The following is a 26,272-nucleotide window of genomic DNA, read 5'->3' as shown; positions in this document are numbered from 1 at the left end:
ATCCTCATGTAGGAGCTAGCTCGCGAAGAACGCCAACGATCACGCGCTGTTACTGACAGAGCGCGGCGCCATCGGGTTCATCGCGAGCAAGCTCGCTCCTACAATCCCGCTACATACCCACTCAACGAGAAGGAATGGCCGTGATATCACGAACGATGAACTTCGGCAGAGCACGAATGTAGAAGTTCTCCACATCCGAATTACCGCTGTTGGTAATCGCCCCCAACATGGTCTTCATATTGCGCAACTGGCCCATGGCCCCGGCAGGCTGCAACCCATTGCGTTCCTGGGCGAAATGCAACACCTCGGCGCCGTCGCGCTTGACCTGGACCTTGTAGCCGAAATCGACACTGGCCAGGATCGTATTGTCATCGACGACCATCGACACCAGCCCCCCCTTGGAATCACTGAGCCGACGCTTGTACACCGCATTCACATCCAGCAGATAGTCGGCGCTGTCCTTGGTGGCGGCGTAGCGATTGGCATTACCCAATTGCCGGATCAACTCCATGCCCAGTTGCTGACGCAGCTTGTCCTCGGGCAGAAAGCGCTCGCTCTCGCCAACCAGTTGCAGGTTGAAAGTGTCGATCCAATAAGTGGCGGTGGCGGGAATCTGCACCGGTTTGGGCGAGATGTAATAGTCCGGGGTGGAGGCACAACCAGCGAGCAGAGCTAGGGTGAAGAGCAGAGACAACAGACGCATGACGGATCTTCCTTGAGAAGGTTTTCAACAACGCACCGCCACCTGAAAACCACCTGTGGCATGGCGATAAGCGGCGGCATTGTAAGCCAGGAAAATCGTGGCGGACCGGCTTGAAAAGATACTCTCGGCAAATTAGGAATTGCCTTACGGCAGAAGCAGACAGTCCAGTAGGAATGGGGCTTTAAGGACAGGGGGAGCGCTGGATATAGTCGAGGGGTCGTTGAAAGGACGACCGGGTTTGGCGACCTGATCTACAGAGTCCTCAGTCAAACTAAAGAGGCTCAATAAATGACGCGTTATCAAGCTATAACCGGTCACGACTGCAACATTCCATCCCTGCTGATCGATACCCAAGCTCCCATAGACGTCCTGCACGATGCAGCGGCGTATCGCATTCGCGCTGTGACTCAACTACTGGAAAACTTCGCGGTTTCTGATGAAGCGCCCAAAGGTGCAGTGGTGCTGCAGGAACTGTCGCTGGTGTGCAGCATTTTGCTGCGCGATGGGTGTGATTTGATGGATGTGACGACAAGGCGGATGCAGGAGCAGGTGCTCCAGTAAGCAAAAAAGGGCGGCTTGAAAGTCGCCCTTTTTTATCGCAATTGATCGGATACCGATCAAAGGCTTACTTGCTCTCTTTGACGATAACGCCCAAGCCTGCATCCTGGACCAGATAACAGCCCTCAACCGAACGACTATCACACCAACTTCGACTTCCGACTTGAGAGAGATAGCCCCCGCCCTCACCGTCACAAGCATATCTGTCCGCTTTTAGACTTTGGACTGTTCACCTGCTAACCGGGAGCAATGTGAAACAGATATATTGATTGCCACGACTACAGCCCATCCACCTCTATCGCATTAGTTACCTTCGACTTTTCCCGCCACATAGATTCTCATATAAATTTCCCTCAGATCCTCAACAAGCTCCAGAGCACTTTCAGCATCACGAACCTTATAGCCACTTCTATTTACACACTCAACTGGATAGTTATCACCAGCTTGCAAAGCTTTTATAGAAAAATCAAAAGTTCTCAAATAATCTTCGTGAAGGCCGGGATAACAAAAACTCAAAGACGCCATATCCTCAGCAGCCTCTTCAAGTGTCTGTTGATTCACAGTAGCAGCAAAAATATCAAGCAAATTTTCTTTCCACTCAAGACTAGCCACATGTCTCTCCATTAGAATTCAGGATGTGCCGTATGAATCATATAACCACCTTTCCCATCAGACTTACGAGCTAAGTTAACATTAGGTATAGGACTAACTATTTTAGAATATCTGACCAGCTGTAGTAAGAACTTAAAATCCTCGCCCCCCTAACCCTGGATCAGCCAAGAAGGCCTTAGTCATACCCGCAGGAGGTGAGGATGCCAACCATGAATTCAAATCTTGCGCCTTAATTAAAAATGTTATGACTATAGCATCCTCCATTTGCGCACGATCATTGAACGCTGTTCGTGAGCCTGTACGCTTACTATTAATCAACTCATTTTGAACCCTATCTTCAAGGTATCCATCACTAGCATCGGACCCATGCTTTTCTAACGGGTGAGTCGGGCTGGACAATTTCCCATTTGGCGTAACCACTTGACTACCCTCAGTAGATGCCGGCCCTCTTGGTTGAGACAACTCTGAGTGCGGAGAGTTACTAAAACACTACAGGCACTACAGGCACTTGGTGCAACATGCTGGGTTGGGTGTCAATCAGAAGATCAGAATTGAAGCCAGTAAGAATAGACTCGTGATTACAGCAGAGTAACAACAAACATTCCCTGGCAATGCCGGGAAATATTAATTTTCGATAACAAAAATATAATCCAGATAACTTGTAACATCGACGATAGTGCCCTGACGCAGAGAGAGGCCTTTTTCCTACAAATAGACGTAGATGATCGCAAAGATCGCAGGTACCAGTTGATGCTTTTCCAGCAGGTGCCGGAAATTCATGACTGTGGTGTCTTTGGGGATCGTCGCGCTCAGCGTCAGGCCTGCGAACTGGCGCATGGGTTTGATTTCGTAGGGCGCTTCTTCCATGGCCAGATCGCTCAAAGAGAACCAATTCTGCAACAGATGGATACACAGCATGGTTTCCAGCGGATAAGGTTTTCGCCGCCGCCAGCCTTCAGGTAGTAAAGCTCGATGAGCCCTAGCAAACCAATCTAGGGCGCGACCTGATCCATCTCGACCAAGAAGCGTTCGCGGCGCGTCTACTTGCGCCTGCCGGCTTACTCGAAGTAGGAAAAGCTCATCTGGCTCATGGGTGGCTCGTATCAGGAAGTCAGGTGTATTTCAGCACATTTGCGAACTTGATCGAAGAACTCCTAAAAACATCTAGTACATAGCAACACGAGAGTAGATAAAGCACCAAGAAACACAACAATAAAATTTATAATAGAGACAAACAACCAAACCTAGCCGATAAAAATATCAGCCAATCACGCCACATATCGACTACATCAACCACATCAACTTCTATTTCGCCTCAAGCGATGAACCAAGCTTAGCTCATCACAATACTCATACTCCCGCACATCAATTCCTCGTCTTTCAATAGCCAACTCATCGATCAAGCACGAACAAATCACTCTTAAATCTTGCGGAAAATCAAAAGGCACCGGCAACGACTCTAAAGATACTCCACCAGGAAGACAACCAACATGAAAAAAGTAAAGTATAGAACTTGAGATCACACCCTTACTCCAAGTATCAAATGAGTCATAATAGGGCCTAACATACTCAGAAATAACCTCTCTTAATTGCCGTTCATCTTCACCATCAACACAAGCAAGCTTTGAATACAGAGGTTCCTGAGGCTCGATTATTGGAGCCAATACAGCTTCCAGAACAACAAAACCAACCTTAATCATAAATCACCTCAACTTTGGATAAGCCGTATATGGTTTACCGTTGATATCGAACCGCACAACGGCCTTTGTAGTCTGCACATAACTACCCCCACCCTTTAAGTATCCCTCCCCAATAACTCGCCCCAAATCAACTGTGACAGAGGATTGTCCGGTTTTTCTATAGATCGCCTGAGCCTTCTGAAATGCTTCAGACATATCCTGATATGAGGCCCATCTAGGGATGGTCTGAAGTAGTCCGATATTTTTAACCGACTTCCGCACCTGCCATTTTTGAAAGCAGGGAGTCGATCTAAAACGACCAAATCACCCGCTCACTTCTTTGTTTTTAGCCGCCGCGAGCACCTCGCGACGGCTACTACCTGCATCACAGGCACACCTCTCCCGTATTCGTCAGCAAGTGCCGGCGCGCCATCCACAGATTTGAAAGAGCGAATAGCGTGACCAACTGCGCGGTGTTTTTTGCCAGCCCACGGAAGCGAACCTTGGTGTAGCCAAACTGGCGCTTGATCACACGAAACGGATGCTCGACCTTGGCGCGTGTCTGCGCCTTGGCTCTCTCGATCTTGCGCTTCATTCGGTACAACAGGCTGCGTTTTCCGTGCTTCTTGTAGGTGCTGCGGCGCGCCGCAATCTGTCAGATGACTTGGCTTCCTTCGTGCTCGGGCCGCCTCTCCACCCCGGTGTAGCCAGCATCGGCATGCACCGCCTTGTCTTTGCCATGCAGTAGTCGGTCGACTTGAGTGACGTCCGCCACGTTGGCCGCTGTGCCTACCACGCTATGCACCAAGCCGGACTCGGCATCCACGCCGATATGGGTCTTCATGCCAAAGTAATACTGGTTTCCTTTCTTCGTCTGGTGCATTTCCGGGTCGCGTTTACCGTCCTGATTCTTGGTCGAACTCGGCGCATGGATCAGCGTGGCATCGACGATAGTACCTTGGCGCAGCGACAAACCTCGGTCGCCGAGATAGCCATTGATGACGGCCAGGATGCCGGCTGCCAGCTCATGTTTTTCCAGCAGGCGACGGAAGTTGAGAATGGTTGTTTCGTCGGGAATGCGCTCCAGGCTAAGGCCGGCGAACTGGCGCAGGATGGTGGTCTCGTACAGTGCCTCTTCCATCGCCGGATCGCTGTAGCCGAACCAGTTCTGCATCAGATGGACGCGCAGCATCGCCATCAACGGATAGGCCGGACGGCCGCCTTCACCCTTGGGGTAGTGCGGCTCGATCAGGGCAATCAAACCTTTCCATGGCACCACCTGATCCATCTCGATCAGGAACAGCTCCTTGCGGGTTTGCTTACGCTTGCCGGCGTACTCGGCATCGGCGAAAGTCATCTGCTTCATCGGGAAACTCGGGCAACGGGATCGGCGTATTTCACCAGAAACGGGAAGTCTTCTTCAGGATTTCCTTAGTAGCGGAACGTACGCGACGATTCAGTTCAGCAAACTCTTCGGGGAAAAGCATAATATCCAGAGCACTCATCAGGAACTTTCCAAGATAGGAATGGCATCTGAAGTGCAGCGCAAACTTTGATTGACATTCTCAAATACAGTACCGTTCACAGCTCCCTTTACCGTCACCTTAGGTTTTCCCCTTTTTTGGACCTATGTCACAAAGTTTTTAGCTGCTTAGCTATTTTTCTGGCCGAGTGACGTATTTGTTGAGTCTCTCCAGCTTTACTCAACACCTCTAACTCCGCATCCAAACTATTAGATCTCGGAACGAATAAAACCCATTTCAATGCCAAGCCAGACCAGTACTCACTCTGACTTCTAAGACCTGCCAAAACAATTTGTTCAAATGGAAATAAGTCTATGAAGCCCTCGGAAAGCCCATAACCTTTAAGCCCATCGATCATCTCGCAACGAACCACTTCTGGAAGCTCCTCTAATACTGGCAAAAAAAATACACACGCAGCTTCGTCGCTGACTGTCTGAACAAAAAACTCTGTCGATCTAGCCCAAAGGCCCTTGGAAGTAAGCCCCAAAAGAAAACGCCCCCCACACAACTTTGCTACAGGAAGCCAACTCAAATCGTCCCCTTCAGAGTTGTACTCATTTTTTTTTATCCATGGAGCATCTAGCTTACCGAGCTCCATCAATAACTTTTTTTTCAGTTCATCTATCATCTAGATATCCCGGGAGTATGGGTAACATCCACGCCATGGCTGCTCATAAAGGACTTGAACTGCTCACGAAGCTCGGGAGTCCAGTTCATCCCGTAATGTCCGCTCCATTCATAGGTTCGAAGAACTCCATTTTCCTTCCAGATCCCGCCGCCGACGATAGCGTCAGATGAAGGGATTTTTCCAGCATCCAATATCCCATCATGCCCAAATTGGTTCCGCCCCATGATGAATCGTTGACTAGCCGGATCGTAAATAAAGTCAATAGGTTTTGAATTACTCAACCCTTGTACAGCTTTAGAGGATGAATATGCATCACTGACTTCTAAGAAGCCCTTAGCTGGCCCACTGCCATTTGCCGCAGCTTTTGCCGCATTAGATACCTCAGATAATGCTTCATGAATCGAACACGATCCATTATTACAGCTATAGCAAGGCCCAACGTTATGCACCCACGTACCAAGCTTACCAACATAGAACGTATGGCCAATATCCACCGTCAGGTTGTAGGTTCGCCCCTGAGGTTGCAGCAGCTCGACAGACGCCACCGTAATCGAACTGCCTTCACCAGCCCCATCCCCCAACGACTGTAGGCGATCACCGGATTTGAGCTCAATAAGAGGGACAAAACCCTTGCGTGCCGGAACATAGAATGGATGCCCTGGAGTCACCTCCAGCGTCTCCGACGCTGTAACGCCACCTAAACCGTCCTTTCTCAAACCCAAGCGATAGATAGGCTGATCAGTTCGAACATGAGTTGCGGTGATAGCTGCAGCGAAGGGTTCGCCACCCTGTTCAGGCTTGCTCCAAACAACATCACCGATCTTGAGCGTTTCAATAGCCCGCTCCCCTTTGGGAGTCGCGACCATAGTGCCGGCGGCAAAACAGCAGGGTTTATAGCCTGCCAGCTTGGCCTCGGACTGAGAGATCAACTTACTTCCTGTAGCGCCAGCAGCAGCTCCTTGCGTCGCCAACTCTTGGTCACGCAACGAGTTGGCAACCTTGCCAAGTTTGCCAGCCCGGTTGATAACCGCAAAATTCAGTGCAAACTCAGTCGCCCACTTCATCCTGACTTCAAGAGCGGCGCCAGGATTTCCCTGTAATTCGTACAAAAACGCCAAGTTCTCTGCATCCTGCTTGGCGCTATTAAAGGCAGCAATTACCTCTTGCGGGTTACTCGCAGCTCGTATCAAGCCATGGGTGACCCCATTGGCAGTGTTAGCCGTGTCTACTAACAACCCCTTGCCAAAGCCATAGAGATCCTCAGCACTGCCCTTAAGGGCACCGCCTATACCCTTTGCAGCCCCTGAGCCCTCTGCAAGAATGTCGAACTGGCGGTAATCGAGATTATTTTTATAGTAATCCCGCTGCTCTTTATCAGTGATGTACTCAAGATTAACCATCGGGCTGAAGAAGTCAGCATGGGTAAACTCATAGTTTTTCAACATCGCCAAGGTTTCAGATGGCGTATAGATTTTCCCCGGGCCAGGAGCGACAGGAATATCCCCTACAACCTCGGTCGGTGTGTCATAGAAAGCCCCCAGCGGTGCCAAGGCCTGTCCCAGATGCGCCAGAGTACTGTCCGCAAACACCACGCCTGATCTGCTCAGCTTTGTTTGCCAAGCCTTGTCCGTATAAAAAGCGAAGGCTTCAGCCAAACGTCGCTCTGCCTCGGCAACGCTGATTTTTTGTTCATCGGCCAACACCTTGGCCTGTTGCTGAATACGCTTACGCTCTTCGGGGTGCAGTTGACGGTTGTAAGCGGTAGCGTTCTTGGCAATCTCTGCGCCTTTAGCCACATCACCATTGACCGCAGCTGCAGCACTGATACCTATGAGCTGAGAAACCATCAGCTCAAGGTTCTTGTCGTTACCAATCACTCCAGAAAGCCGGGTAATAAGCGCTTCACTGGCCCCCGCTGCTGCGGCACCAGTAGCGAAGTCCCCCCCTGTCGCCTTGCTGAGGGCACCGCCAACAAGCGCATGGAAGGCAGTCTTTTCTACGCTACCTTCTTTCCAGTCGTACTCATCCGAAACGTCCCCGACCCAATTGAAAACACCGGCCTGCAGCAAGTGCTGCCCTTGTGCAGTGAGGGATTTGCTGAGATTTTCACTGAAACTGCCGCCCTGAATGACGCTTTGCGCCCCTGCCTGAACAACTCCCTGAGCGCCGAGGTAGGCGCCGAACTTGCCAAGATCCTTCACGCTGCCCAGATCAAAGCCTTTGGTCACTTTGTTGACGTTGTCGCCAGTGACCCCGAAGGCGTTATCCAGAACTCCGGCGGTGAAGCCTGCGGTCACCGCACCTGTGGCATAACCTTTGAGCGCGTCCTTGGAAGTGATGTCCTTGAACACCGCCCCCAGGTTGCCTTTGTTGTTGACGGTACTGACTGCAGCGCTACCGGCCATCGAGCTCAGAATGCTGCTGGCCATGACGTTGCCCCAACCGGCTGCAACGGTGGTGGTGGTCGTCACACCTCCGACCGTAGCAGTTGTCGTCGTTGCAGCAGCCATTGCCGAGCCCTGAGCCGCCCCGGTCGCGACAAGACCACTGGCTAAACCTGCCGTGAGGTAGCTCACCAGAATCATGATGACCAACTGGGCTCCAACCCCCAGCCCGGAGTGACTGTAGTCCCAGCTGTCGTGCAACTCCTTGACCCGGCGCCAATCCACATCGCCGCGCTTCTCGGCCTCCTTGAGCCATGCCAGTTGCGGATCGGCTTGCACCATGGCGTCGATGGTTTGGCTGATGGATTTCTGGTCGATTTGCTTGATGTCGATCTTCAGGCCATCAGCTGCCTTGATGATCAACTCGCCTTTGGCCATCAACTGGCTCTGACGCAAGGTTTCATCCGTGTTGCCCTTGCCCTTGGAGCTGGTCCAAGCCAGATCCCCCTTACTTTGTTCGTGGCTTTCTTGAAGAAGATCCTTCACCCCTTCAAAGGTGATAGCGCCACCACTCTCCAGGGTCAGGTCCTTGCCGCTCTCCAGCTTGGCGACCTGATACCTCTGGTCACCATCGCTCTTGAGCGTCAGGTTGCCACCAGCGCTGATCTCACTGCCAACATGGGTAACCCGGGTGACTTCATCGCGCTTGGTTTCCTTGCTACCCCAGCCCCCCTTCTTCTTCATGTCATACAGCGAGTACTCACTGTCCTGCTCCGCCAGCAGGTTCAACTGACCACCGGCCACCAGATAAGCTTCATCCCCAGCCTTGACCTTGCTGGAAATCAGGGTCATGTCCTGGCCAGCCTTGAGCGTCACATCCCCGCCCGCCGTCACCGTGGTGGCTTGTTGGTGGACGCTATCCTCTTCGCTCTTGGTGGTGCCGGTCTTGCTGGCCCAGTGTTGTTCATTGGCGGCCGAGGCCAGGGTCAGGTGGTCCTTGGCCGTTATCGAGACGTCGCCCTTGGCGTCGATCTGGCTGGCGACGGCGGTGACGTTGCCTCCGGCCTCAATGCTCAGGTCGCCTCCGCTCTCCAGGGTGGCGCCGTGCTGGGTTTTGCTCTGGTCGAGGTTGCCGATGCCGCGGTCGTTGCTGACCACTTGTTCGACGGCGTTGAGGCTGACGTTGCGACCGGCCTTGATGCGGGTGTCGCCACCGCTGTGCAGGGCGCTGCCGTTGCTATCGAAGTCCCGTTCGGCATCGATGCTCAGGCTGTTGCCGGCTTCGATACGGGCGGCGCTGTCGAGGAAGTCGCGACGCTGCTCGCGGACGTAGTCTTCGCTGCTGCTCTGGTGGGTGGTCAGGGTGCGGTCGTTGATCACATCGCCCTGAGTGGTGGTCAGGCTCACGTCGCGCCCGGCGATGATGCCGCCAGCACGGTTGACCAGATGGTTGCCCGCCAGCAGATCCTGGCGGTCGCCCGCCTCCACCAACCCACTATTGACCAGGTTCTCCCCCGCCACCGCCGACAGATCATTGGCCGCGCGCAGGGTGCCGACGTTGTTCAAGTCCTTGCCGGCAATCAGGCTCACGTCCTTGCCGGCGATCAGGGAGCCGTTGGGCGCCAGGCGGTTGTTGGCCTGGGCCAGGTACAGCACTGGCACCAGCACTTGTTCGCCGTTCACTTCATGGCTTTCCAGCCAGACGATGTCGTGGGTCAGGGCGGCGATTTGTTCGGAGGTCAGGGTCACGCCCACCGACAGGTCAAGCTGTTGCTTGCTCTGGATGGCGTTGTCCATCAGGTGCTTGAAGAGCTTTTCGTTGCTGTCCTGGCCGTCGATAAAGCGCTGGCCGGTGCGGGCCACCATGGCTTGCTGGATGAGTTTCTGTTCGTAGAAACCGTCCCCCAGGCGTTTGGCGCTTTCGTCCGGGTTGTAGCCGAGGTGGGACAGCAGGTAGTCCGAGCTCATGAACTGCTTGAGGTTGGTCAGCGCCGGGTTGGTTTCGATCAGGTACTTGTGCGGCCGGGACAGGCTCGCGGCGTCCGGCAGGCCGGCGATCTGCGCAGGCGTCGGGGCCTGGGCCAAGGTGCTGCCCTGGCCGCTGAGGCGGAACAGGCCGTTGCCGCTGGTGGGCAGGGTGAAGCCCGGCAGTACCAGGGGGTTGACCTGTTGCTGGGCCAGTTCCGGGGGCAGTTGCGGGTTGATCCGGATCGGCGTCGAGTAGCCGTTGCCAACGCCGGTGTCGGTCAGGGTCTTGCCGGCGCCGACGTACTCGTAGAAGGAGCGGATCACGCTGTTGTCGAGGGTTTTGTCAGCCTTGAGGTTGACCTTGCCACCGGCCTGGATGGTGGCGGCGAAGGATTGGTCGCCATCCACCACTTTGCTGCTGGAAGACCGCAATACCCCGGTCCAGGCGATAAAGGCGCTGAGGTCGGAAGCAAAGCTGGCAGACGGAGTCGGGTTGTTGCGGGCGTTGAACGCGGCGGCATGGGCAGCGGCGTTACCAGTCTCGTTGACGAAGCTCTGATACCGCCGCAGGGTGGTGATTTCCTGGGGTTGCAGGCCCTGGTTGTGGACGGTCTCGGCCTTGACGTTGATGTCGCCGGCCGCGGTGATCAGGCTGCTGGTGTTGGTCAATACCTGGGTGTCGATCTGCAAGTCGGCGCCGCTGTTGAGGCTGGCGGCGGCGCTGCTGTTGGTCACTCGCAGGCGATCGGTTTCGGCCACTTCCCAGAAGCCGTTGATGCGGCCGCCTCCGCGGTCGTCGCAACCAATCCACTCACACGGCAAGCGAGTGATACTGGCCGCGCTCTTTTCGTGCTCGGTGTACTCCAGCACGTCCATGACGTTGTTGACGGTGCTGGCGGCGATGCTCAGCTTGCCGAGGCTTTCGATATCCCCGGAACGGTTGTCCAGCAGGTCGGCGCGGGTTTGCTGGTCGTCCTTGGCGATCAGCGCGGTGCCCAGGCTGTACACCTGGGCGTAGCGGTTGGTGAAGCTGGTGGTCAGCAGCTGCATATTGCCGCCGCTGGAGATCAGGCCGTGGTCGTTGACCAGGGTGGCGGCCGTGAGGTTCAGGTCTTCGCCGCTGCCCAGGGTGCCGTGGTTGTTGATGCTGGCGGCCGTGAAGTGCAGGTTCTGCTTAGCGGTGATGCGCCCGGCGCTGTTCAACGCGCCATCGATCTTCAGGGTGCTGTTGGCGCCGCCGGCGATGCTGGCGCTGTCCGCCAGATCCAGTTGGGCGGCGTGCAGGTCCAGTTGCCCGAGGCTGCTCAGGCGGCCCTTGCCGCTGTAGTTACCGCTCAGGTCGAGGTTGAGCGCGGCGTCGCTGCCGATCAGGCCGTCATTGCTCCAGTGGCTGCCGCTGCCGGTCAGGCCGTTGCCCGCCAGGAGCTGGCCATCGGCGGTCTGGGTCAGGTGGTCGACCTTGACCAGCAACTGGTCGGCCTGGATTGCACTGCTGTTGGTCCAGCGCTCGGCCTCCAGGGTCAGTTGGCCGGCGGTCTTCAGGCGACCGCCGACGTCTTCGAGGTTGGCCATGGAGATGCCGAACACGCCGCTGCCGCTGTGCAGCAGGCTGCCGCCGCGGTTGTTGAAGCCGCCGGCGTCGAAGTCCAGGTCGTGGTTGGCGGTTTCCAGGAGGCCGTCGCGGTTGTCGAAGGTGCCGCCGATATCGAAGCGGGTTTTGCTCACCAGGCCCAGGGACCGCAGTTGCCCGCGCTGGTTGTCCAGGCTGGCGGCAGCAGTGGCCAGGGTGCTGCGGCTTTCGATCAGGCCCTGGCGGTTGTCCAGGGCGCCAGCCAGCTCCAGCTCAATCTGCCGGGCGCTGATCTGGCCGGCGCTGTTGTCCAGGTCCTTGGCGCTGATATGCAGGCCCTGCTGGGCGAAGAGCGCGCCGTCGCGGTTGTCGAGGCGGCCATCGGCAGCGGTTTCCAGGGTGGCGCCGCCGTTGAGGGCGGACACCTTGCCGGCCCTGTTGTCGAGGTGGCCCGCCTTGAGCGTCAGGTCGCCCTGCTGGGCAATGATCTGCCCGCCCTGGTTGCCGGTAGCGGCGGCAACCTCAAGGCCCAGGGTGGTCTTGGCCTGCAGCAGGCCCTTGGCGTTATCCAAGTGATCGGCATTGAGTTGCAGGTCGGCTTCGCGGCTGAGGATCTCGCCGCCATCACTGTTCTGCACTTCGCCACTGGCGCTGATCAACACCGAGTCATTGGCCGCGACACGGCCTTTCTGACGGTTGTCCAAGTGTTCGGTGAACAGCCGCAGCCACTGCTGGCTGGAGAGTTCGCCGCCCTGGTTCTCAACCTTAGTGCTGCGCTTGAGCAGCAAAGGGCCGGCGGCAGACAGCGTGCCCTGGTTGTTGATCAAGTGTCCCAGCAGATCGAGGGTGACACCCTGCTTGCCGGTGAAGGTGCCGTGGCTGTTGTCCAGGTCACTGCCGATGAATTCCAGGTCGCTGGTGGCGTTGACTGTGCCGCCCTGGTTGCCCAGGGCCATGGCCTGCAGGGTCAGGGTGGCGGCGCTGTCGATGGAACCGCCCTGGCTGTTGTCCAGCCGCTCGCTGAGTTTGAGGCTCTGTGCACCCGCGCTGGAGATCACGCCCTTGAGGCTGTTGTCGAGGCTCGCGGCCTTGACGTCCAGGGCCTGCTGGCTGACCAGGGCGCCGCCCTGGCTGTTGTTCAAGGCGTCGCTGAGGGTGATGTCGACACCGCCCTTGAGGCTGGAAACGGTGCCTTTGTTGCTGTTGTTCAGGCCGGTGCCCTTGAGGGTCAGGCCCTGCCAGCCCGACAGCAGCCCGCCCTGGTTGTCCAGTTCCGCAGTACCGGTCATCTCCAGGGTCTGTTGCGCCAGCACCACGCCGGTGAGGTTGTCCATGCTGGCCAGCACCAGGGTGCTGCTGCCCTGGCTCGACAGCTCGCCACCGCTGTTGCCCAGGTGGCCCAGGGTGGCGTTGAGGGACTGCTGGCTCTTGATCAGGCCGCCCTGGCCGTTGCGCACCTGATCGGCATCGAGTTGCAGGCGCTCGGCGCTCAGCAGCTTGCCCTGATGGCTGTTATCCAGAGTTGCGGCGCTGACCGTTACCTGGCGCTGCCCACTCAGGGTGCCGCCCTGGTTGTTCAGGGTCTGCTTGGTCGTGACCGTCAGATCACGGCTGGCCACCACGCTCTTGCCGCTGTTGTTCAGGTTTTGCGCCGTCAGGGTGACATCGCCGTTCGGGTTGCGGCTGTTGTCGAGGTTGACCCCGGCTTCGATGATGCCGTGGTTGTTCAGTTGCCCGCCGCTGCCCAGATTGATGCTGTTGGCCGCCGCCAGGGTGCTGTGGTTGTTCAGGTCGTCTTGGGTTTGCACCTTGAGCTCGGTGCCGGCGTAGACCGCGCCCTGGGCATCGAGGCTGCCGGCCTTGATCGACACCGCGCCCTTTTCGGCGGTGGCGTCAGCCATGCGCAACTGGCCGTTGGCATCCAGTTGGATATCACCGCCACTGGCGATCAGTTTGCCGTCGAGTTTCACCCCCACCCCGGCTTCAGTGCCCACCAGCTTGATCGCCCCGGCATACATGCCGCCCAGGGCACTGCTGTCGATGGCCAGTTGCGGCGCATCCGCCGGGTTGGCGGTCCGCGCCGTGGCGTTCAAGGTCTTGGCGTCGACATCGTTGGCCCCGGCGATCACCGCCAGGTGCTTGGCCTGGATCTCGGCGTTGATCTTGGCGCTGCGGGTGATGATTTCGAACTGGTCGATATTGCTCGCGTTGAGCCCCGCACCTTCAATGGCGACGCTGCCTTGGTCCACCTGGTAACGCTGGATCTGACCGTTCTCGATCACCGGCTTGCCGGTGGTCAGGGTGGCTTTCGGGGTGTTGATGAAGCCGCAGCCGTTGCAGCTGACGCCGTAGGGGTTGGCAACGATGACATGGGCCGATTGCCCGGCCACTTCGGTGTAGCCCTTGAGCTGGCTGGGGCTGCCGCCGTTGACCTCGTTGAGGATGACATTGGCCGCGCGGCCACCCAGGTTGGGGTTGCCGAGGATGATCCCGCCGAGTTGGGTTTCCTGGGTGCGGTTGATGGCGTTGTTGAGGATCACGCCCTGCTGGCCGACGTTGTAGTCGCTGAACTTGTTATGGGACAAGCCACCGCCATTGGGGGCGGCGATGTTGACGATGGGCACGCCATTGCCGGCCTGACCCAGTGTGGTGCCGCTGCCGTTGACCACGATGCCGTCGGCCATCGCCACCACGGGCTGCCAGAACATCATGTTGGCCAGGATGAACGCCAGTCCGCGCTTGGACAGCCCCCAGAACGTATCCCGCGCTTGCAGGGTGGCGGAAGGCTGGCGGGCCAGAAAGGCAAACTGACGAACGTCCATGTCATGTATCTCGGGTAAAGAGCGGAATTAAAGGAACAGGTCCAAACGGAAATAGATCGGCGCTTCGCGTTCACTCAGGGCTTCGGGCCGTTCGAGGGAATGGGCAAAAGTCACGCTGGCGGCGAGGTTCTTGCCGCGGGCAAAGAACTCGATGGAGTCGCTGGAGACCCGGCCATGCTGCTCGGCGTTGTAGCGGTCGTTGCGGATCGCGCCGAGGTCATAGCCCAGCCCCGTGCCGTACTCGGCGAACACCGGGCGCAGCCAGTCCCAGCCCACCGGGCGACTCCAGCGCAGGTCGTTGCGCCAGTAGTAGCCGCTGTCGCCATTGAGGCTCTGGTCCTTGTAGCCACGGATCGAGGACTGGCTGCCCAGGCTCATGCGTTGCGAGCTGAACAGCACATCCTCGCTGCGCTGGCCGGTGACCAGGCTGCTGAACACCAGGGACTCTTCCCACAGCTTGAACGGCTGCAGGTAGCTGGCGGTGGCGGTGTACTTGCGGTAGCGGGCGTTGGCCTGGCGATTGCCGTATTGGTCGCGCTGGTTTTCGCGCTGGGCATCGAGGGCGCCAATACCGTCCTGCAGCCCCAGGTCGAGGTTGAGGAAGGCGCTGCCGATACGCCGACCGTGGTTGATGCCGAACTGGGCTTCGCTGAGGCGGTTGCTGCTGTTACTCAGCTTGCTGTCTTCGATGTAGTTGTTGGTGCGCAGGTAGCTCAGGCCGCTGTTCAGCGAGGTCTTGCTCACGGCATCGCGGTGGATCACCCGCTCCAGGCGCAGTTGATGGTTCTGGCTGTCGCCGGTCTGCTTGAAGTTGAAGCCCACGGCCTGAGCCAGGGAGCGGTATTCGCTCTGGCTGTAGCTGTAGCTGAGGTTCCACCAGCCAAACGGCAGGTTGTAGTAGAGCATGGCGTTGCGCGAGGTTTTCTGGTGGTCGCTGACGGCGTCGTGGCCGCCGCGCAACACCAGTTGGTCGGCCAGGCCCAGAGGGCTGTCCCATTCGAAAGAGCTGCCCCACTGCTGCTCGCCAGTGCTCTTCTGGCCCTCATTGCTGCGCGACAGACCGACGCGCCAGGGCTTTTGCGGGTTGTTCTTGACCAGCACTTCACTGCCGCCCACGGCCTGCCCCGGGGCCAGTTCCATCTGCGCCTGGTTCGACGGCAGGCGGTTGAGCTGGTCCACCATCTGTTCGATCTGCCGCAAGTTGAGCAGCTCACCGCTGCTGCCGGGAAAGGCCATGTTCAGTTCGCGGGCTGTGAGCTTGCTGCCCTCGGCGGCCTTGAGCCCTTCGAGCTTGCCCTCTACCACCAGCACCTGCAGGTGGCCGCTGGACAGGTCCTGTTGCGGCAGATAGGCGCGGCTGGTGACCAGGCCCTTCTCGATGTAGCGGTTGGTAATGACCTTGAGCAGCTCGTTGAGCTGGGCCACCCCCAGGCACTGGCCGATATAGGGCTTGAGCAGGCTCTCGCGTTCGCTGGCGGACAGCGAATCGGCGCCTTTGAGCTGGATATCCTGAATCGGGAAGCAGCGGCTATCGCTGGGTGCGCTGGGCGCTACAGGCGCGGCGCTCTTGCCGGGCAAGTCCTTGAGTTCTTCGAGACGCCGCTGCTGTTCTTCCAGCAGGCGGTTCTGCCGGTCGCGGATCAGGTCCTGGTCACCAGGGTTGAAGGTCGGTGCGGGCAAGGGCGCGGCAATCGCCATGGACAGCGGGACTGTCAGCAGCAGGCAGGACAAGGCACGGCACAACCTCATCCCGAGGGTGGGGATAGACATATTCGGTCCTTCGAAAGGGCAGCAAGGGTCAGACAGGGCGAGCGATGTTAATGTGCCATCATCTTGGCGTCAAATAAGCGCTGAACGCCCCGAAAAACTGCGTACACTCCCCGGAATCCGGGCCTTGCAGTGGGTGCCGATACTGGATTAACCCCAATAACCGACACATCAGACACTTCTGAATTTTCAGGAAAGGATTCTTGGCAGCGGGCTGTTGATCCGCCAGAAGCGTCTCTTCGAGCTTTGGCCACTTAGCCAAAACTCGGGGGCATGGCCCAGATTGCCCAGATTGCCCGGGATGCCGGAATGGGCCGGGAAACCCAAGGCCAGTTGAGCCATCGAGGCCCGGAGTAGCTCTGAAAGCCAGTCAAAAAAAACCCGGACCAGGTCCGGGTTTTTCGTTTACCGCTGGCCGCTGGCTTATTCGGCTGCCGGCGCCTGAGGCTTGCGGCGCTTGAGCGGCGCCAAGCCGTCCTGGCTGACCAGGCTGTCGCTTTTCGGCCGGTTGGCGGTCTTGCGCTTGGTTGGGGCCTTGGCCACGGACTTTTTCTTGTCGCCCTTGGCGTCGGTCTTTTTCTTCTTCACGCCAACGGCCTTGCCGGACGCCTTGACCTTTTTCGGGCCGCTGTAGGTGCCTTTGACTTCCTTGATGGTGCGGCGCTCGAAGCTCTGCTTGAGATAGCGCTCGATGCTCGACATCAGGTTCCAGTCGCCGTGGCAGATCAGCGAGATGGCCAGGCCATCGTTGCCAGCACGGCCAGTACGACCGATGCGGTGCACGTATTCGTCGCCGCTGCGCGGCATGTCGAAGTTGATCACCAGGTCCAGGCCGTCCACGTCCAGGCCACGGGCGGCGACGTCGGTGGCCACCAGGATCTTGACCCCGCCCTGCTTCAAGCGATCGATGGCCAGCTTGCGGTCCTTCTGGTCCTTCTCGCCGTGCAGGACGAACGCCTTGTAATCCTGCGCCACCAGACGGCCGTAGATGCGGTCGGCCATGGCCCGGGTGTTGGTGAAGACGATGGCCTTCTGGTAGGTCTCGTTGGCCAGCAGCCAGTTGACGATCTGTTCTTTGTGCTGGTTATGGTCGGCGGTGATGATCTGCTGACGGGTGGTTTCGTTCAGCTGGCTGACACTGTTGAGTTGCAGGTGCTCAGGGTTGTTGAGGACCTTGGCAACCATTTCCCGCAGGCCGGAACCGCCGGTGGTGGCGGAGAACAGCATGGTCTGCTGGCGGTTCGGGCACTCGTCCACCAGGCGCTGCACGTCTTCGGCAAAGCCCATGTCGAGCATGCGGTCGGCTTCGTCGAGCACCAGCACTTCGACTTCTTTGAGGTCCAGGTTGCCGGCGTTGAGTTGCTCCAGCATGCGCCCGGGGGTGCCGATGAGGATGTCCGGCACCTTGCGCAGCATGGCGGCCTGGACCTTGAAGTCTTCACCGCCGGTGATCAGGCCGGACTTGATGAAGGTGAACTGGGAGAAACGCTCGACTTCCTTGAGGGTCTGCTGGGCCAGTTCCCGGGTCGGCAACAGGATCAGGGTCTTGATGCTGACGCGGATCTTCGCCGGGCCGATCAGACGGTTAAGGATTGGCAGGACAAAGGCCGCGGTCTTGCCGCTGCCGGTCTGTGCCGTCACCCGCAGGTCACGCCCTTGCAGCGCGAGCGGAATAGCCGCTGCTTGCACCGGCGTCGGCTCGACAAATTTAAGCTCGGCCACGGCTTTGAGCAGGCGTTCGTGCAGGGCGAATTGGGAAAACACGGGTGCTACCTCGAAGATATGCAAAAAAACAGCTGCATAGGGTAACGGTTTCGAGCGCGCAGGCCGAGTTTCTTTGTGCAAACGGTGGCAAAGAGTTGGTTTTTTGTTAGCCGATTTGTCCTTAACCGTAACTTTGTCAGGGTTAAATGCTCTAATCCTGCCCTTGTGCCTCATAGAAGAATCGTTTTAACCCATGGATTTCAAACAGCTCTGGCTCAATACCCAGGACCTCTGGGGAGCCCTCGATCAACACCCTCTCCTGCACGCCGGCATCGGCCTGGCCCTGTTACTGGTGATCGCCCTGGTGCTCGGACGAGTGGCCCGCTACCTGGTCCTGCACGCCGTCAGGCTGCTGGGCCGCCAGCCGTCCCTGCACTGGCTCAATGACCTGCGCCACAACAAGGTGTTCCACCGCCTGGCGCAAATGACCCCGTCCCTGGTGATCCAGTTCGGCCTGCACCTGGTGCCGGAGCTGAGCAAGACCAGCCTGCTGTTCCTCGGCAACCTGGCCATGGCCTTCACCATCCTGTTCCAGCTCCTGGCCCTGAGCGCCCTGCTCAATGCCCTGCTGGACATCTACGCGCGCACCGAACACGCCCGCACCCGCTCGATCAAGGGCTACGTGCAACTGGCGAAGATGGTGCTGTATGTGTTTGGCGCGATCATCATCGTCGCCACCCTGATCGACCGCTCGCCGCTGTTGCTGCTATCCGGTCTGGGCGCCATGTCGGCGGTGATCCTGTTGGTCTACAAGGACACCCTGTTGTCCTTCGTCGCCAGCGTGCAGTTGACCAGCAACGACATGTTGCGGGTCGGCGACTGGATCGAGATGCCCCAGGTGGGTGCCGACGGCGACGTGGTGGACATCACCCTGCACACGGTCAAGGTGCAGAACTTCGACAAGACCATCGTCTCCATCCCCACCTGGCGCCTGATGAGCGAGTCGTTCAAGAACTGGCGCGGCATGCAGCAGTCCGGCGGCCGGCGGATCAAGCGCAGCCTGTACATCGATGCCAGCGGCGTGCGCTTTCTGCATGACGACGAAGAACAGCGACTGAGCAAGGTGCGCCTGCTTACCGACTACATCGGGCGCAAGCAGGCCGAGCTCAAGAGTTGGAACGAAGCCCAGGGCAACGTCGCCGCGCTATCGGCCAACCGCCGGCGCATGACCAATATCGGCACCTTCCGCGCCTATGCCCTGGCGTACCTCAAGAGCCACCCGGAGATCCAGCCGAACATGACCTGCATGGTGCGCCAGATGCAGACCACGGCCCAGGGCATTCCGCTGGAGATCTACTGCTTCACCCGCACCACGGCCTGGGTGGATTACGAGCGCATCCAGGGGGATATCTTCGATTACTTGCTGGCGGTAATGCCGGAATTTGGCCTGAACCTCTACCAGCAGCCCAGCGGCACCGATCTGCGGGCCGGTTTGCTGCCGGCGATAGCGGGCGCCAGCCATGTTCCACAACCAGAAAAGCACGCGCTTTAACCTGTAGCCGCTGCCGAAGATTCGGGCCGCGTTCGGACGATCGGCCCCGCAGGGGCCGTAAAACCTGTGTTGGCGGTTCGCCTGGTCATACGCGGCGGCCGCCTTGCGAGTCCTGCGGCCTCAATCGCAGCCTACGGCAGCGGCTACAACCAGCCCGGCAGCGCCGCCAGCATCCAGCCCCTGGATCGCTGCCTCAGCGAGTCGCCAGCACCGTAAAGCCGCGGCGGCTGATCCACACCGCCCCAAGGATCACCAACCCGCCCAGCAACAAGCGCCCCAGGTCTTCATGCTGGTTCCAGATCAGCAGATTGACCAGAAGCCCCACCGGCACATGCAAGTTGTTCATCACCGCCAGGGTGGCGCCGGTCACCAGGCACGCGCCCTTGTTCCACCAGTACATCCCCAATGCCGTGGACACCAGGCCGAGAAACAGCAGCACCGCCCATTGCAGCGGCGCATCAGGCAGGTAATGGGCCTTGCCGAACAGCAGGAACGCCGGCAGTACCACCAGCAACGCCCCCAGGTAGAAGTAGCCGAAGCGCCGGTAATGCGGCAGGTCGCTGGGGTAGCGCGCCACCAGGTGCTTGTACAGCACTTGCCCGGCGGCATAGGTGAAGTTGGCCAGTTGCAGCAGCAAGAAGCCGATGAAGAAGTCCGGGTTGACGCTGTCGTAGCGGATCACCACCGCGCCCGCCACCGCCACCAGCGCCGCCAGCAGCCCCCAGGGGTTGAAGCGCCGGTTCAGGGCGTCTTCGATCAGGGTCACGTGCAAAGGCGTGAGGATGGTGAACAGCAGCACCTCCGGCACCGTCAGCACCCGAAAGCTCAGGTACAGGCACACGTAGGTGATGCCGAACTGCAGGGCCCCGATCAGCAGCATGCCGCGCATGAAGGCCGGTTCCACCCGGCGCCAGCGGGTCAGCGGGAGAAACACCAGCCCCGCCAGCAGCACCCGCACCAGCACCGCAAAGTAACTGTCGACATGCCCGGCCAGGTATTCGCCGATCAGGCTGAAGGAAAACGCCTGGATCAGAGTGACAAAAAGTAGATAGCCCATGTTCGCCTCATCTTGAATGGCGGCGACGATAGCGGTTTTGCCGGTACAGATGAAATCCCGGGCAAAAAAAAGCCCGATCTCGCTAGGCGTGCAATCGGGCGTCGGCACTGAAGAAGCAACCAGTGCAAAGGGAGGTTCGATGCGCGAACCGGCTTGAAGGGGATCCGCAGGCGCTACTTGAACACCGGCGGATTATCTGCGGATTAACGGCGCCCATCTTGCAGCGCCGCTTCGCCCGACGCGGCTCAGACCACCTGGGCCAGCTTGGCGTTGGCCTGGTTCAAGCCCTTTTCGTGGAAGTCGCCGCCCAGGTTCAGACCTTCGGCGTGGATGAACTCGACGTCGTGGATACCGATAAAGCCCATGACCTGACGCAGGTAGGGTTCCTGGTGATCGGCGCTGCTGCCGGCGTAGATGCCGCCCCGAGCAGTGAGCACGTAGGCACGCTTGCCGGTCAGCAGGCCCTGGGGCCCGGTGTCGGTGTACTTGAAGGTCACCCCGGCACGCAGCACATGGTCGAGCCAGGCTTTCAGGGTGCTGGGAATGGCGAAGTTGTACATCGGCGCGGCCATCACCAGCACGTCGGCGGCCAGCAGCTCCTCGGTCAGCTCATTGGAGCGCTGCAGCGACTCCTGCTCGGCGGCGCTGCGCTGCTCGGCAGGTTTCATCCAGCCTCCCAACAGGTTGGCGTCCAAATGCGGCACCGGGTTGCGGGCCAGGTCACGCACCGTGATCGAGTCGCCGGGGTGAGCGGCCTGCCATTGCTGGATAAAGGTCTGGGTCAATTGCCGGGATACGGAATCCTGCTGGCGGGCACTGCTTTCAATGATCAGGACGCGGGACATGGCTGAAGCCTCCATCGGGGTATGCGTAAGTCGATGGAGCGCAGATTAAACAGAGTGATATCGATGAAAAAGCGCAAATAACTGCTATAACCAATCAACAAATTCGTTTATAAGCGGAGCCAGCCCTAACGCAGTACGCCGGGCCGGCCCAGAGTCCATCATTTGGCCTGGCAGTTCAGGTCCAGGCGCAGCTTGATGATCTTGCGATTGAACTTGGCGGTCACGTTCTTGCTCTTGCCGGCCGCCACTTCCACCTTGCGGGTGCGGGGCGCCTCGGGGCCATTGCGAAACACCACCGAACACACGGCGTCGTTCTTGCCGTAGTTGTTCAACTGGATGGAGCCGATGTCTTCATCGGTATCGAAGGTGGTGTAGTCGATGCTCTGGCCGTTCAACTGCTTCTCGACATCGATGGGATAGGCCCAGGCGCAGAGGGGCAACAGCGCCAGCAACACACAACAGAATTTTCTCATTCGGCAGTCTCCAATAAGGAGCGCCAGCTTAGGACAAGAGGAGTCCCTCATGAAAGCGCCCCGCGTGACCCTGGATCAATGGCGCACCCTGCAGGCGGTGGTCGATCACGGCGGCTTCGCCCAGGCCGCCGAAGCCCTGCACCGCTCGCAGTCCTCGGTCAGCTACACCGTGGCGCGCATGCAGGACCAGCTCGGCGTGCCGCTGCTGCGCATCGATGGCCGCAAGGCGGTGCTCACCGAAGCCGGCGGCGTGTTGCTGCGCCGCTCACGGCAACTGGTCAAGCAGGCCAGCCAGCTGGAAGACCTGGCCCACCATATGGAACAGGGCTGGGAAGCCGAAGTTCGACTGGTGGTGGACGCCGCCTACCCCAATGCGCGCCTGGTGCGCGCCCTGACCGCCTTCATGCCGCAAAGCCGTGGCTGCCGCGTACGCTTGCGCGAAGAAGTGCTGTCCGGGGTCGAGGAAGTGCTGCTCGAAGGCGTGGCCGACCTGGCCATCAGTGGCTTCAACATTCCCGGTTACCTGGGCACCGAGATGAGTTCGGTGGAGTTCGTCGCCGTGGCCCATCCGGAACACGCCCTGCACCGCCTGCAACGGGAACTGCATTTCCAGGACCTGGAAAGCCAGTTGCAAGTGGTGATCCGCGACTCCGGTCGCCAGCAGCCGCGGGATGTGGGCTGGCTCGGCGCCGAACAACGCTGGACCGTGGGCAGCCTGGCCACCGCCGCGACCTTCGTCAGCAGCGGCCTGGGGTTTGCCTGGCTGCCCCGGCACCTGATCGAACGGGAGCTGCGCGAAGGCCTGCTCAAGGTCCTGCCCCTGGACCAGGGCGGCAGCCGCCATCCGACCTTCTTCCTCTATTCCAACAAGGACAAACCCCTGGGCCCGGCCACGCAGATCCTCGTGGAACTGCTGCGCACCTTCGACACCGCGCCCCTGGATGCGCCCTTTGCCGCCCCCGAGCAAGCCTGACGTCCCACCTACCAGAACAGGAGTTCTGCCATGGCGTATTTCGAGCATGAAGGTTGCACCCTGCACTACGAGGAATACGGCCGGGGCGAACCCCTGCTGCTGGTTCACGGCCTGGGCTCCAGCGCCCTGGACTGGGAAAAACAGATCCCCGAGCTCGCGGCCCGCTACCGGCTGATCATCCCGGACATTCGCGGTCACGGACGCTCCGACAAACCTCGGGAGCGCTACAGCATCCCGGGCTTCAGCGCCGACATCGTGGCGCTGATCGAGCACCTGAACCTGGGCCCCGCGCACTACGTCGGGCTGTCCATGGGCGGCATGATCGGCTTCCAACTGGCGGTGGATCAGCCGCAACTGCTCAAGAGCCTGTGCATCGTCAACAGCGCCCCCGAGGTCAAGCTACGCAGCGCCAATGACTACTGGCAGTGGTTCAAGCGCTGGAGCCTGGCCCGGGTGTTGAGCCCGGCCGCCATCGGCAAGGCCCTGGGGCCACGCCTGTTTCCCAAGCCGGAGCAGGGTGAGCTGCGGCAAAAGATGGCCGAGCGCTGGGCAAAAAACGACAAACGTGCTTATCTCGCCAGCTTCGACGCCATCGTCGGCTGGGGAGTGCAGGAACGTCTGGGGCGGATCACCTGTCCAACCCTGGTCGTCAGCGCCGACCGCGACTACACCCCGGTGGCGGTCAAAGAGGCTTATGTCAAACTGCTGCCGGATGCACGGCTGGTGGTGATCGAGGACTCCCGACACGCCACGCCGCTGGACCAGCCGCAGCGCTTCAACCACACCCTGCTGGACTTCATAACTACAGTCGACACCACCACTCAGGATCACTGAACCATGCTGAAAAAAATCGCCCTCGTCGCCGGCTCCGTGCTGTTCGCTGCCAACCTGATGGCCGCCCAACCGGCCAAGGCGCCTCACGTCCTGCTGGACACCAGCTTCGGCAAGATCGAAGTCGAACTGGACCCGGTCAAGGCACCGATCTCCAGCAAGAACTTCCTCGACTACGTCGACAGCGGCTTCTACAACAACACCATCTTCCACCGGGTGATCCCGGGGTTCATGGCCCAAGGCGGTGGTTTCACCGCGCAGATGGTGCAGAAAGACACCCGCGACCCGATCAAGAACGAAGCCTCCAACGGCCTGCATAACGTTCGCGGCACCCTGTCCATGGCCCGCACCTCCAACCCCAACTCGGCCACCAGCCAGTTCTTCATCAACGTCGCCGACAACGCCTTCCTCGACCCGGGCCGCGATGCCGGCTACGCGGTGTTCGCCAAGGTGGTGAGCGGCATGGACGTGGTGGACCAGATCGTCAATTCCCAGACCACCACCAAGCAAGGCATGCAAAACGTGCCTGTGGACCCGGTGCTGATCAAGTCGGCCAAGCGCATCGACTGAATTCCGCAGCCTGTCCCGACGGCGGCGCCCTACCCGGCGCCCCGTCCGCTTTCAGAACAGGAGAGCCCGTACCCCGGGCTTCAAGACCCCCATGCTCTTTCGTCGTTTTGAACAACTGATCGATATCTTCCGCGACGCCCCCAGCGCCACCCCGCCCAATCGGGTCCTGCCGTTCTACTTCCACTACATCAAGCAAGTCTGGCCCAGCTTCGTCGCCCTGCTGGTGGTGGGCCTGTTCGTGGCCCTGATCGAGGTGTCGCTGTTCAGCTACCTGAGCACCATCATCGACCTGGCCCAGGGCACGCCCAGCGTCCAGGTATTCACCGACCACGGCCTGGAGCTGGCCTGGATGGCGGTGGTGGCCCTGCTGTTCCGGCCGCTGATGGTGGGCCTGCACGACCTGTTGATGCACCAGACCATCAACCCCGGCATGACCAGCCTGATCCGCTGGCAGAACCACAGCTACGTGCTGCGCCAGAGCCTGAACTTCTTCCAGAACGACTTCGCCGGGCGTATCGCCCAGCGCATCATGCAGACCGGCTATTCGCTGCAGGACTCCTCGGTGCAGGTGATCGACGCCCTGTGGCACGTGACCATCTACGCCATAGGTTCCCTGGTGCTGTTCGCCGACGCCGACTGGCGCCTGATGATCCCCCTGCTGCTGTGGATCGCCGGTTTCATCGGTGCCATGCGCTACTTCGTGCCACGCATCCAGAAGCGCTCGGTGGACGCCTCCGACGCCCGCTCCAAACTCATGGGGCGGATCGTCGATGGCTACACCAACATCACCACCCTCAAGCTCTTTGCCCACACCCATTTCGAACAGAGCTACGCCCGCGAAGCCATCGCCGAGCAGACCGAGAAAAGCCAATTGGCCGGCCGCGTGGTCACCGCCATGGACGTGACCATCACCAGCCTCAACGGCCTGCTGATCGTCAGCACCACGGGCCTGGCCCTGTGGCTGTGGAGCCAGTCGCTGATCAGCGCCGGGGCCATCGCCCTGGCCACCGGTCTGGTGATCCGCATCGTCAACATGTCCGGCTGGATCATGTGGGTGATCAACGGCATCTTCGAGAACATCGGCATGGTCGAGGACGGCCTCAAGACCATCGCCCAGCCGCTGCAACTCACCGACCGCGAACAGGCGCCCAAGCTGGCCGTGGCCAAGGGCGGCGTGCGCTTCGAGCATGTGGAGTTCCATTACGGCAAGGCCAACAAGGTGATCAGCGACCTCAACCTGGACATCCGTCCCGGGGAGAAGATCGGCCTGATCGGCCCGTCCGGGGCCGGCAAGTCGACCCTGGTCAACCTGCTGCTGCGCCTCTACGACCTGCAGGGCGGACAGATCCTCATCGACGACCAGAACATCGCCGAGGTGACCCAGGAAAGCCTGCGCGAGCGCATCGGCATGATCACCCAGGACACCTCGCTGCTGCACCGCTCGATCCGTGACAACCTGCTTTACGGCCGCCCCGATGCCACCGACGAGGAGCTCTGGGAAGCGGTGCGCAAGGCCCGGGCCGACGAGTTCATCCCGCAACTGTCCGATGCCCAGGGCCGCACCGGCTTCGATGCCCACGTTGGCGAACGCGGGGTCAAGCTGTCCGGCGGCCAGCGCCAGCGCATCGCTATTGCCCGGGTGCTGCTCAAGGACGCGCCGATCCTGATCATGGACGAAGCCACCTCGGCCCTGGACTCGGAAGTGGAAGCGGCGATCCAGGAAAGCCTGGAGACCCTGATGCAGGGCAAGACCGTGATCGCCATCGCCCACCGTCTCTCCACCATCGCCCGCATGGACCGCCTGATCGTCCTGGAACAGGGGCGCATTGCCGAAGCCGGCACCCACGCCGAACTGCTGGCCCATGGTGGTTTGTACGCGCGCCTGTGGCAGCACCAGACTGGAGGATTCGTCGGCATCGACTGACCGGCGGCCGCGGCTACAGCAATCAGGTGCAGAAGGTTGTGCCTCGCGACGCCAGGGCCCTGTTTCCAGGGGCCCTGGCGTTTTTTTGCGGGCTGGAATTGCGCCAAAAGCCTGCTGTACTGAGCCTAG

General features: G+C 59.5%; 16 protein-coding genes and 2 pseudogenes. 6 read left to right on the top strand and 12 right to left on the bottom strand.

Annotated features, from left to right (window positions below):
* Nucleotides 1-121 precede the first annotated feature (121 nt).
* Entirely contained in the window at nucleotides 122-703 is a 582-nt protein-coding gene (locus tag ACMGF8_RS13115; protein WP_102861692.1) for a hypothetical protein, read from the bottom strand.
* Nucleotides 704-991: 288 nt separating this feature from the next.
* Between ACMGF8_RS13115 and ACMGF8_RS13110 the strand changes: the two genes are divergently transcribed.
* Nucleotides 992-1,264, top strand: coding sequence for a hypothetical protein (locus ACMGF8_RS13110; protein ID WP_102861691.1), 273 nt, complete (start codon nucleotides 992-994; stop codon nucleotides 1,262-1,264).
* 300 nt (nucleotides 1,265-1,564) lie between these two features.
* On the opposite strand, the gene ACMGF8_RS13105 is transcribed toward ACMGF8_RS13110, so the two are convergent.
* The 8 genes and pseudogenes from ACMGF8_RS13105 to ACMGF8_RS13070 all read right to left on the bottom strand — a co-directional run bounded on the left by ACMGF8_RS13105 (nucleotide 1,565) and on the right by ACMGF8_RS13070 (nucleotide 17,978).
* Nucleotides 1,565-1,873 (bottom strand): hypothetical protein, encoded by a 309-nt coding sequence (locus ACMGF8_RS13105; protein ID WP_146036387.1) that lies wholly within the window; start codon nucleotides 1,871-1,873, stop codon nucleotides 1,565-1,567.
* A gap of 708 nt (nucleotides 1,874-2,581) precedes the next feature.
* Nucleotides 2,582-2,895 (bottom strand): annotated as a pseudogene (locus ACMGF8_RS13100) (transposase); the annotation flags it as partial.
* Between the two features lie 276 nt (nucleotides 2,896-3,171).
* Complete coding sequence (locus tag ACMGF8_RS13095; RefSeq protein WP_146036386.1) at nucleotides 3,172-3,573, bottom strand: hypothetical protein; 402 nt, start codon at nucleotides 3,571-3,573, stop codon at nucleotides 3,172-3,174.
* 364 nt (nucleotides 3,574-3,937) lie between these two features.
* Nucleotides 3,938-4,918: pseudogene (locus ACMGF8_RS13090) on the bottom strand (IS5 family transposase).
* 266 nt (nucleotides 4,919-5,184) lie between these two features.
* Nucleotides 5,185-5,703 carry a hypothetical protein gene (locus ACMGF8_RS13085; RefSeq protein ID WP_416759867.1) on the bottom strand — a complete coding sequence of 173 codons (519 nt, stop codon included), beginning with the start codon at nucleotides 5,701-5,703 and terminating at the stop codon, nucleotides 5,185-5,187.
* A complete protein-coding gene (locus ACMGF8_RS13080; RefSeq protein ID WP_416759866.1) occupies nucleotides 5,700-14,447 on the bottom strand; it encodes a DUF637 domain-containing protein in 8,748 nt (2,915 codons plus the stop codon). Before ACMGF8_RS13080 ends, ACMGF8_RS13085 begins: the two co-directional genes overlap by 4 nt.
* Before the next feature lie 27 nt (nucleotides 14,448-14,474).
* Nucleotides 14,475-16,217: a ShlB/FhaC/HecB family hemolysin secretion/activation protein gene (locus ACMGF8_RS13075; RefSeq protein WP_416759864.1), complete on the bottom strand. Its 1,743-nt coding sequence runs from the start codon at nucleotides 16,215-16,217 to the stop codon at nucleotides 14,475-14,477.
* Nucleotides 16,218-16,637: 420 nt separating this feature from the next.
* Entirely contained in the window at nucleotides 16,638-17,978 is a 1,341-nt protein-coding gene (locus tag ACMGF8_RS13070) for a DEAD/DEAH box helicase (RefSeq protein WP_042941946.1), read from the bottom strand.
* Between the two features lie 193 nt (nucleotides 17,979-18,171).
* Here ACMGF8_RS13070 and ACMGF8_RS13065 point away from each other — a divergent pair, with 193 nt between their 5' ends.
* Entirely contained in the window at nucleotides 18,172-19,470 is a 1,299-nt protein-coding gene (locus tag ACMGF8_RS13065) for a mechanosensitive ion channel family protein (protein WP_115581831.1), read from the top strand.
* Nucleotides 19,471-19,663: 193 nt separating this feature from the next.
* Here ACMGF8_RS13065 and ACMGF8_RS13060 read toward each other — a convergent pair whose 3' ends face one another.
* The 3 genes from ACMGF8_RS13060 to ACMGF8_RS13050 all read right to left on the bottom strand — a co-directional run bounded on the left by ACMGF8_RS13060 (nucleotide 19,664) and on the right by ACMGF8_RS13050 (nucleotide 21,845).
* Nucleotides 19,664-20,527, bottom strand: a complete 864-nt coding sequence (locus tag ACMGF8_RS13060) for a carboxylate/amino acid/amine transporter (RefSeq protein WP_416759861.1) — start codon at nucleotides 20,525-20,527, stop codon at nucleotides 19,664-19,666.
* Between the two features lie 245 nt (nucleotides 20,528-20,772).
* The gene (locus ACMGF8_RS13055) at nucleotides 20,773-21,372 is read right to left on the bottom strand and encodes an FMN-dependent NADH-azoreductase (RefSeq protein WP_416759859.1); all 600 of its coding nucleotides are present in this window, start codon (nucleotides 21,370-21,372) and stop codon (nucleotides 20,773-20,775) included.
* Nucleotides 21,373-21,530: 158 nt separating this feature from the next.
* The gene (locus tag ACMGF8_RS13050) at nucleotides 21,531-21,845 is read right to left on the bottom strand and encodes a 3-phosphoglycerate kinase (protein WP_102861685.1); all 315 of its coding nucleotides are present in this window, start codon (nucleotides 21,843-21,845) and stop codon (nucleotides 21,531-21,533) included.
* 49 nt (nucleotides 21,846-21,894) lie between these two features.
* On the opposite strand from ACMGF8_RS13050, the gene ACMGF8_RS13045 reads away from it, so the two are divergent.
* The 4 genes from ACMGF8_RS13045 to ACMGF8_RS13030 all read left to right on the top strand — a co-directional run bounded on the left by ACMGF8_RS13045 (nucleotide 21,895) and on the right by ACMGF8_RS13030 (nucleotide 26,143).
* Nucleotides 21,895-22,818 (top strand): LysR family transcriptional regulator, encoded by a 924-nt coding sequence (locus tag ACMGF8_RS13045; RefSeq protein ID WP_102878799.1) that lies wholly within the window; start codon nucleotides 21,895-21,897, stop codon nucleotides 22,816-22,818.
* A gap of 30 nt (nucleotides 22,819-22,848) precedes the next feature.
* Nucleotides 22,849-23,652 carry an alpha/beta fold hydrolase gene (locus ACMGF8_RS13040; protein ID WP_102861683.1) on the top strand — a complete coding sequence of 268 codons (804 nt, stop codon included), beginning with the start codon at nucleotides 22,849-22,851 and terminating at the stop codon, nucleotides 23,650-23,652.
* Between the two features lie 3 nt (nucleotides 23,653-23,655).
* Nucleotides 23,656-24,219 carry a peptidylprolyl isomerase gene (locus ACMGF8_RS13035; RefSeq protein ID WP_102861682.1) on the top strand — a complete coding sequence of 188 codons (564 nt, stop codon included), beginning with the start codon at nucleotides 23,656-23,658 and terminating at the stop codon, nucleotides 24,217-24,219.
* Nucleotides 24,220-24,310: 91 nt separating this feature from the next.
* A complete protein-coding gene (locus tag ACMGF8_RS13030) occupies nucleotides 24,311-26,143 on the top strand; it encodes an ABC transporter ATP-binding protein (protein ID WP_207167246.1) in 1,833 nt (610 codons plus the stop codon).
* The last annotated feature ends 129 nt before the right edge of the window (nucleotides 26,144-26,272 follow it).

The organism is Pseudomonas sp. BNK-7 (assembly GCF_048072025.1).
Classification (GTDB): domain Bacteria; phylum Pseudomonadota; class Gammaproteobacteria; order Pseudomonadales; family Pseudomonadaceae; genus Aquipseudomonas; species Aquipseudomonas danubii.
Note: the sequence above shows the minus strand (reverse complement) of the source record. Positions and strands in the feature narration are given on the sequence as shown.

Bases quoted from the DNA above. Each gene is read 5' to 3' on its own strand.
- ACMGF8_RS13115 (WP_102861692.1), bottom strand. From the start codon at position 703: ATGCGTCTGTTGTCTCTGCTCTTCACCCTAGCTCTGCTCGCTGGTTGT.
- ACMGF8_RS13110 (WP_102861691.1), top strand. From the start codon at position 992: ATGACGCGTTATCAAGCTATAACCGGTCACGACTGCAACATTCCATCC.
- ACMGF8_RS13095 (WP_146036386.1), bottom strand. From the start codon at position 3,573: ATGATTAAGGTTGGTTTTGTTGTTCTGGAAGCTGTATTGGCTCCAATA.
- ACMGF8_RS13085 (WP_416759867.1), bottom strand. From the start codon at position 5,703: ATGATAGATGAACTGAAAAAAAAGTTATTGATGGAGCTCGGTAAGCTA.
- ACMGF8_RS13080 (WP_416759866.1), bottom strand. From the start codon at position 14,447: ATGGACGTTCGTCAGTTTGCCTTTCTGGCCCGCCAGCCTTCCGCCACC.
- ACMGF8_RS13075 (WP_416759864.1), bottom strand. From the start codon at position 16,217: ATGTCTATCCCCACCCTCGGGATGAGGTTGTGCCGTGCCTTGTCCTGC.
- ACMGF8_RS13065 (WP_115581831.1), top strand. From the start codon at position 18,172: ATGGATTTCAAACAGCTCTGGCTCAATACCCAGGACCTCTGGGGAGCC.
- ACMGF8_RS13060 (WP_416759861.1), bottom strand. From the start codon at position 20,527: ATGGGCTATCTACTTTTTGTCACTCTGATCCAGGCGTTTTCCTTCAGC.
- ACMGF8_RS13055 (WP_416759859.1), bottom strand. From the start codon at position 21,372: ATGTCCCGCGTCCTGATCATTGAAAGCAGTGCCCGCCAGCAGGATTCC.
- ACMGF8_RS13050 (WP_102861685.1), bottom strand. From the start codon at position 21,845: ATGAGAAAATTCTGTTGTGTGTTGCTGGCGCTGTTGCCCCTCTGCGCC.
- ACMGF8_RS13045 (WP_102878799.1), top strand. From the start codon at position 21,895: ATGAAAGCGCCCCGCGTGACCCTGGATCAATGGCGCACCCTGCAGGCG.
- ACMGF8_RS13040 (WP_102861683.1), top strand. From the start codon at position 22,849: ATGGCGTATTTCGAGCATGAAGGTTGCACCCTGCACTACGAGGAATAC.
- ACMGF8_RS13035 (WP_102861682.1), top strand. From the start codon at position 23,656: ATGCTGAAAAAAATCGCCCTCGTCGCCGGCTCCGTGCTGTTCGCTGCC.
- ACMGF8_RS13030 (WP_207167246.1), top strand. From the start codon at position 24,311: ATGCTCTTTCGTCGTTTTGAACAACTGATCGATATCTTCCGCGACGCC.